This window comes from Terrisporobacter muris, from assembly GCF_024621905.1.
GTDB classification, from domain to species: Bacteria; Bacillota; Clostridia; order Peptostreptococcales; family Peptostreptococcaceae; genus Terrisporobacter; species Terrisporobacter muris.
The window spans coordinates 1-5,546 of the sequence record NZ_JANKBY010000252.1 but is presented as its reverse complement, the minus strand read 5'-3'; the positions used below and the strand labels follow the sequence as shown (position 1 = coordinate 5,546).

Below are 5,546 nucleotides of genomic sequence, written 5' to 3'. Positions count from 1 at the left end.
CTAAATAATTTAACATTATCATAGAATTCAGTTTAATTTTCTTATTTACAGAGTTTTTTCACACACTCTTACTATATAATCAATCCCATAATTATGATATCAAAAAATTCCCCATCTATATATGTTTCATTTTTTAGTGTACCTTCTACTTCAAATCCACATTTTTTATATAATTCTATAGCTCTTGGGTTATCTTTTCTTACACTTAAGCCTATTCTAGAAGTTATACCATTTGATTTACACCAATCTATTAACTCATCCATCATTATTTTTCCAAGTCCCACATTACAGTACTCTTCTTTTATAACTATACCAAGTTCACCTACATGTTTCCCTTTTTTCTTTTGATTAGAACTTATAGTACCTATACCTATTATTTTATCATCTATTGTAGCAAGAATCATAGTGTTATTATCTGATTCATTTACAGATTTAATTGCACTTTCTTGTTGCTCAACACTTACTTTGTACTCACCTGCCCCAAAAGATAAGTATGTAGTTTCTCCTCCTACTATATTGTAAAAGTCTATTATTTCTTTAGCATCACTTTCTTTTGGACTTCTTAGTACAACATTTAACTTATTTTTTGTCATAACTGTTTTCATAACATTCCACTCCCCTGTTTTCTTTTAAATTTAATGTTAATTTTTAACTTCTCATACACAATAAATATTATAGTGCAAATAGACACAAATCAACATAAGCCTCCTATTTATTTATAGTTTCATATAAAATTTTTATTAAACGATATCTTCCATTGATTCATCTTCTTTGCATAGTAATTTTTTATAAGTACTGTCTATTCCTATTGCTCCAAATGGTGCAGTTATTAATATGGAAAGCACTGCAACAGTTAAAACTAATTGACCGCATTCAAGTCCCATGGATAGAGGAATACTTCCTATAGCTGCTTGAACTGTAGCCTTTGGTGTATAAGCTATCATACAGAAAAGTCTTTCTTTCATAGGTAACTTAGTTTTTATTAAACAAGTATATACTCCTACCATTCTAACTACTAAAGCAAATAATATTACAACTACAGCAGATACTCCTGCTTGAAGTACATATTTTGTATTTACAGTTGCTCCAACTAAAACAAATAATACTATTTCTGCTGCAACCCATAACTTATTATATTTATTTGATAATCTAGTTGCCAGAATCTCATATTTTGCTTTTATAACTATTCCCATACTCATTATGGCAAGTAAACCTGACATAGGTACAACATTTTCAAGTATGTTTTGACATTCTATCAATAAGAAGGAAACACTTAGTATTATTATTACTTTTATTGAATCTCTAAAATGTATCTTCTTGAAAGTTTTAATTAATATAATACCCATTACTATACCAACTACAATTCCCATAACTATGGATATAGGAATTTGTGCAAAACTCATTGCTGAAATCTCGTCACCTTTTGCAAGACCTGTAAATGCAGTAAATAATACTATAACAAAGATATCATCAACTGATGCCCCTGCCATTATTAACTGTGGAATGCTATTTTCTTTTCCTATTTTCTTTTCAATTAAATTAATCATTCTAGGAACTATTATTGCAGGAGAAACTGCAGCCACCACTGCACCCATAATTGCCGCTTCTAAAATACTAACACCTAAAATTTTAGGTGCTATAAATACTACTGCCAAAATTTCAAAACATGCAGGAACAAAACACATTAGTATGGCAGGTCTTCCTACTTTTTTCAACGCATTAATATCTAGTGATAATCCTGCTCTAGTTAAAATAATTACAAGAGCTAATTGTCTAAGATCTGGAGAAATACTTAATATTTTCTCATCCAATAAATTAAAAGCATAGGGGCTAAGTAAAATTCCTGTAAAAATCATCCCCATTAAACTAGGTAACTTCAGTTTATTAAAAACACTTCCCATTAATAAACCAAGTAAAAAAATAATTGCTAAACTCGTTAACATCTCAACCTCCTATTTTTGCACAAAAAATTCGATTCGCCTAAGCCACTGCGTGGGCGCTCCACTTCATGTCGCCAACGACCTTGAAAAACAGGTCCGTTGCTCCATTAAGCAGTTGGATTTTATAATTTATCCACAAACCAGATAAATTATAAAATCCTTACAATTAAAAAAAGCTGATGATTTCCGTGACAAAATAATCACAGAAGTCATCAGCATAAAATGCGGTTTAAGTAAATACTTTGGGAGAACTTCATTCCCGTGTTTTTATTTTAGCATAATTTATATTTTTCTTCAATCTTAAATCAATATTAAATTTATCCCCCTTTTACTCTCCTATAGATTCATCAACTTGCTCTTTATAAAATCAATATTTTTCTCATTATAATCATCTTCCATAAATTTCAATATAAAAATTATATTATCATAGACAATTATCCTTTCATTTGATGATGTATCAATATAAATTTCATTAGCACCCCAATCATCGAATTCTTTGCCACTTGTATATTTTTTATATTGATTTCCTGAGATAATATCATTCTTTTTTATATTTCTTAAGGCATTATTTATAATACTTTCGTATTTACTTTCAAAAACTTCATAAAATAAATATCCTTCACTATTTTCCTCTCCTAAATTATCATCATAATAATGTGTTGTATCATAAAAAGAATAATATTTAGCTAAAAATGACTTGTATATAGTTGATTCACTATCACGTTCAGATTGAATTTTTATATGGTAATCTTCCAATGCTATAGGTAAACTTTCTTTTGAATGGGAAACTCTTGGAGATATTCCAAATCCATCAAATAAAGTTATTGCTAAATTTAATATTAATAAGGTCATAAGCATATAAAAATATCCTACACTAAATACAGATATTATTTTTATCTCTCTTAGATTTCTATGTCTAAATCGTTTTTTTACAAAATAGTTTAAATACCAAATTATTCTTAAAAATAAAAATATGGCTAAGCATATTAAAACTAACATTCCAAAAATATAAAAACTAACTCCTATATAACTTGATATAAATTCCATATAAGATGAACCCATATAATAGTCCTTATCTTTAAAAATGTAATTAGCTAACAATATAAAAGCTACTAAATAAATCACATCAGTTATTACGAGTGATTTTATACTTTCAGCAGGCTTACTTTTAATTTTCTCTTTATTATTATCCTCTGATATACATATCTTAAAAATATCGTTTCCACAAATATATTCCCAGCCAAGTTCCCTACAGTATTCTATATATGTGATTTCATTACTATAATTATCTCCGTAAAAGTCTCTTCCCACAGGATCAACATTATATTTTAAATTTCTTTTATCTGTTTTTTCAAAAGTCAAATGATAATTTTTTATCTTCTTTAACAACCATCCTTCTTTTATCATTTCATTTAGATATTGTTCCAAAATTTCAGCGTCAACTTTGTTAAAAGTTAAAAATGATATTTTTTTATTTTCCCCAATTTTCATATACTCTTCTCCATTCAAATGCTTTCTTTTCTTATTTATAATAGTAGCAATTTTAATTAAATTAATCCATATAAAAAGACTTGGAGTAATTCTCCAAGTCTTTATTTATTATTCAAGATTTAATTTTTTATTCAAAATCCAATTAGTTAATAAAAATAATACAACTCCTATAACAATACTTATTAATAAATCAACTGATAAATATGCATAAGATGAAACAACAACATTATTTGTAAGTTCTATTTCTGTCACTCCACCTAAAAGATTACTTCTCACAAAGTGTTGAATATTACTAACAATCAAATTTATTATGAAGAATAATATTACTCCAGCGGCTACTCTGTGCTTACTTAACTGTGGTAATTGACCAACAGATAAAGCCAAGTATATTGTTAATACAAATATACTATAACTTACTAACATACTTAGTATTATATAAACAATAAACTCTGAACCTTCAACAAATATATTTTGTAGTGATAATACGTTAAAAAGTTCTATTAATTCTTTTAAACTGATGTTTCCACCTATTAAACCTATTATTGTAAATGATAGGATGGCAACAATACCACTAATAATTGCATAAATTAAAGCCACTAAAAACTTTGATAATATTAGTGAGCTACTTTTTACAGGTAGTGTAAACATTAAGTAACCTTCATCATCTAGTAAATTTTTCTTAAATCTTTGGATTGTAAGTACTATGGTAATTACAAATAGAGCAACAAATAACGCAACTAATACTAAAGTCAATATTGATTGAGTATTTAAAGCGTTGGGATCCATCATAGCCCCGCCTTCATCTTTAAGAGAAGAACCAATACTTACACCATTTGCTATAGCTAAAAATAATATTCCTATATATAAAGGGAAAAATACTCTTCCACAAGCTTTAAATTCATATTTCATTAATTTACCTAACATTTGAATTCCTCCCTAAATAATGCATCTATAGATTTTCCTTTTTCTTCTCTAATTTCGTCCACATTTCCTTGGAGTACTATTTCACCACTTGATATAAATATTACATCATCACAAATATTTTCTATTTCACTAATTAAATGTGTTGCTATTAATAAAGTTGAATTCTCGTTATAGTTAGTTAATATAGTCTTAAGTATATAGCTTCTTGCTGCTGGATCAACACCGCCTATAGGTTCATCAAGTATATATAAATCCGCATTTCTGGACATTACTAAAATTAACTGAACTTTTTCCTTTGTACCTTTAGACATGGTTTTTAACTTTTCATTTTTATCTATTTTTAAACTTTCAATCATTTTATCCGCTTTTTCCATATCAAAGTCTTCATAAAAATCTTGGAAAAAACCTAATATATCTTTAACTTTCATCCAATCATTTAAATAAGTTTTCTCTGGTAAATAAGAAACAACTTTTTTAGTTTCGATAGATGGCTTTGAACCCTTTATTTCTATGCTACCCTTATCTGGTTGAAGTAGTCCATTCATTAGCTTTATCATTGTAGTTTTTCCGCTACCATTAGGTCCAAGTAGGCCTATAATTTTACCCTTTGGAATATTTAAATCTACTCCTTTTAAAACATCTTTATTACTGTAACTTTTATAAACATCTCTAAACTCTACTACACTCTCCATTTAGTTTTCCTCCTTTATATTAGAAATCACTAGCTCAATTATTTCTTCTTTGCTAAAACCAAGCCTTTCTAAGGTTAATCTTAAATTTTTTATTTCCTCACTGGCAACTTCTTTTTTCATAGATTTAATTTTCTCCTTATCATCAGTAACAAACCTTCCACTAGTTCTTTTGCTAAAAACTAAGTTTTCTCTTTCCAGCTCTGCCAATGCCCTTTGCATTGTATTTGGATTTACCTGTGCATCTTCTGCCAAACTTCTTACAGAATCTATTTTTTCTCCAGCTTTAAATTCTCCTGAGATTATTTTCGATTTTAATTGTTCCACCAATTGTATATATACAGGCTTATTATTATCAATAGTCCAACTCATTTTTTCACCACCTCATTGTATTAATGATTTAATACAATAGTACAATAATACAATTTATTTATCAAGCACTTTTTGAAATATAGTTTTATATAAAAAATAATAAAGCCCTAAAACAAGCTTATTTGCTAGA

Annotated in this window: 6 protein-coding genes and 1 riboswitch; all 6 genes read right to left on the bottom strand. The window is 27.7% G+C overall.

Features of this window, described 5'->3' with window-relative positions; genetic code table 11:
• Positions 1–71: 71 nt before the first annotated feature.
• Positions 72–605, bottom strand: coding sequence for a GNAT family N-acetyltransferase (locus tag NSA58_RS15200; protein WP_074079383.1), 534 nt, complete (start codon positions 603–605; stop codon positions 72–74).
• Positions 606–740: 135 nt separating this feature from the next.
• Positions 741–1,943 carry a cation:proton antiporter gene (locus tag NSA58_RS15195; RefSeq protein WP_039681103.1) on the bottom strand — a complete coding sequence of 401 codons (1,203 nt, stop codon included), beginning with the start codon at positions 1,941–1,943 and terminating at the stop codon, positions 741–743.
• Positions 1,944–2,136: 193 nt separating this feature from the next.
• Positions 2,137–2,210, bottom strand: a riboswitch (Fluoride riboswitch).
• A gap of 66 nt (positions 2,211–2,276) precedes the next feature.
• Positions 2,277–3,431 carry a DUF2812 domain-containing protein gene (locus NSA58_RS15190; RefSeq protein ID WP_074429742.1) on the bottom strand — a complete coding sequence of 385 codons (1,155 nt, stop codon included), beginning with the start codon at positions 3,429–3,431 and terminating at the stop codon, positions 2,277–2,279.
• A gap of 108 nt (positions 3,432–3,539) precedes the next feature.
• A complete protein-coding gene (locus tag NSA58_RS15185; protein ID WP_074429743.1) occupies positions 3,540–4,355 on the bottom strand; it encodes an ABC transporter permease in 816 nt (271 codons plus the stop codon).
• On the bottom strand, positions 4,349–5,047 hold the full coding sequence (locus NSA58_RS15180) for an ABC transporter ATP-binding protein (RefSeq protein ID WP_039678169.1): 699 nt from the start codon (positions 5,045–5,047) through the stop codon (positions 4,349–4,351). The genes NSA58_RS15185 and NSA58_RS15180 overlap by 7 nt, the downstream gene beginning before the upstream one ends.
• A complete protein-coding gene (locus tag NSA58_RS15175) occupies positions 5,048–5,416 on the bottom strand; it encodes a GntR family transcriptional regulator (protein WP_074079379.1) in 369 nt (122 codons plus the stop codon).
• Positions 5,417–5,546: the final 130 nt, after the last annotated feature.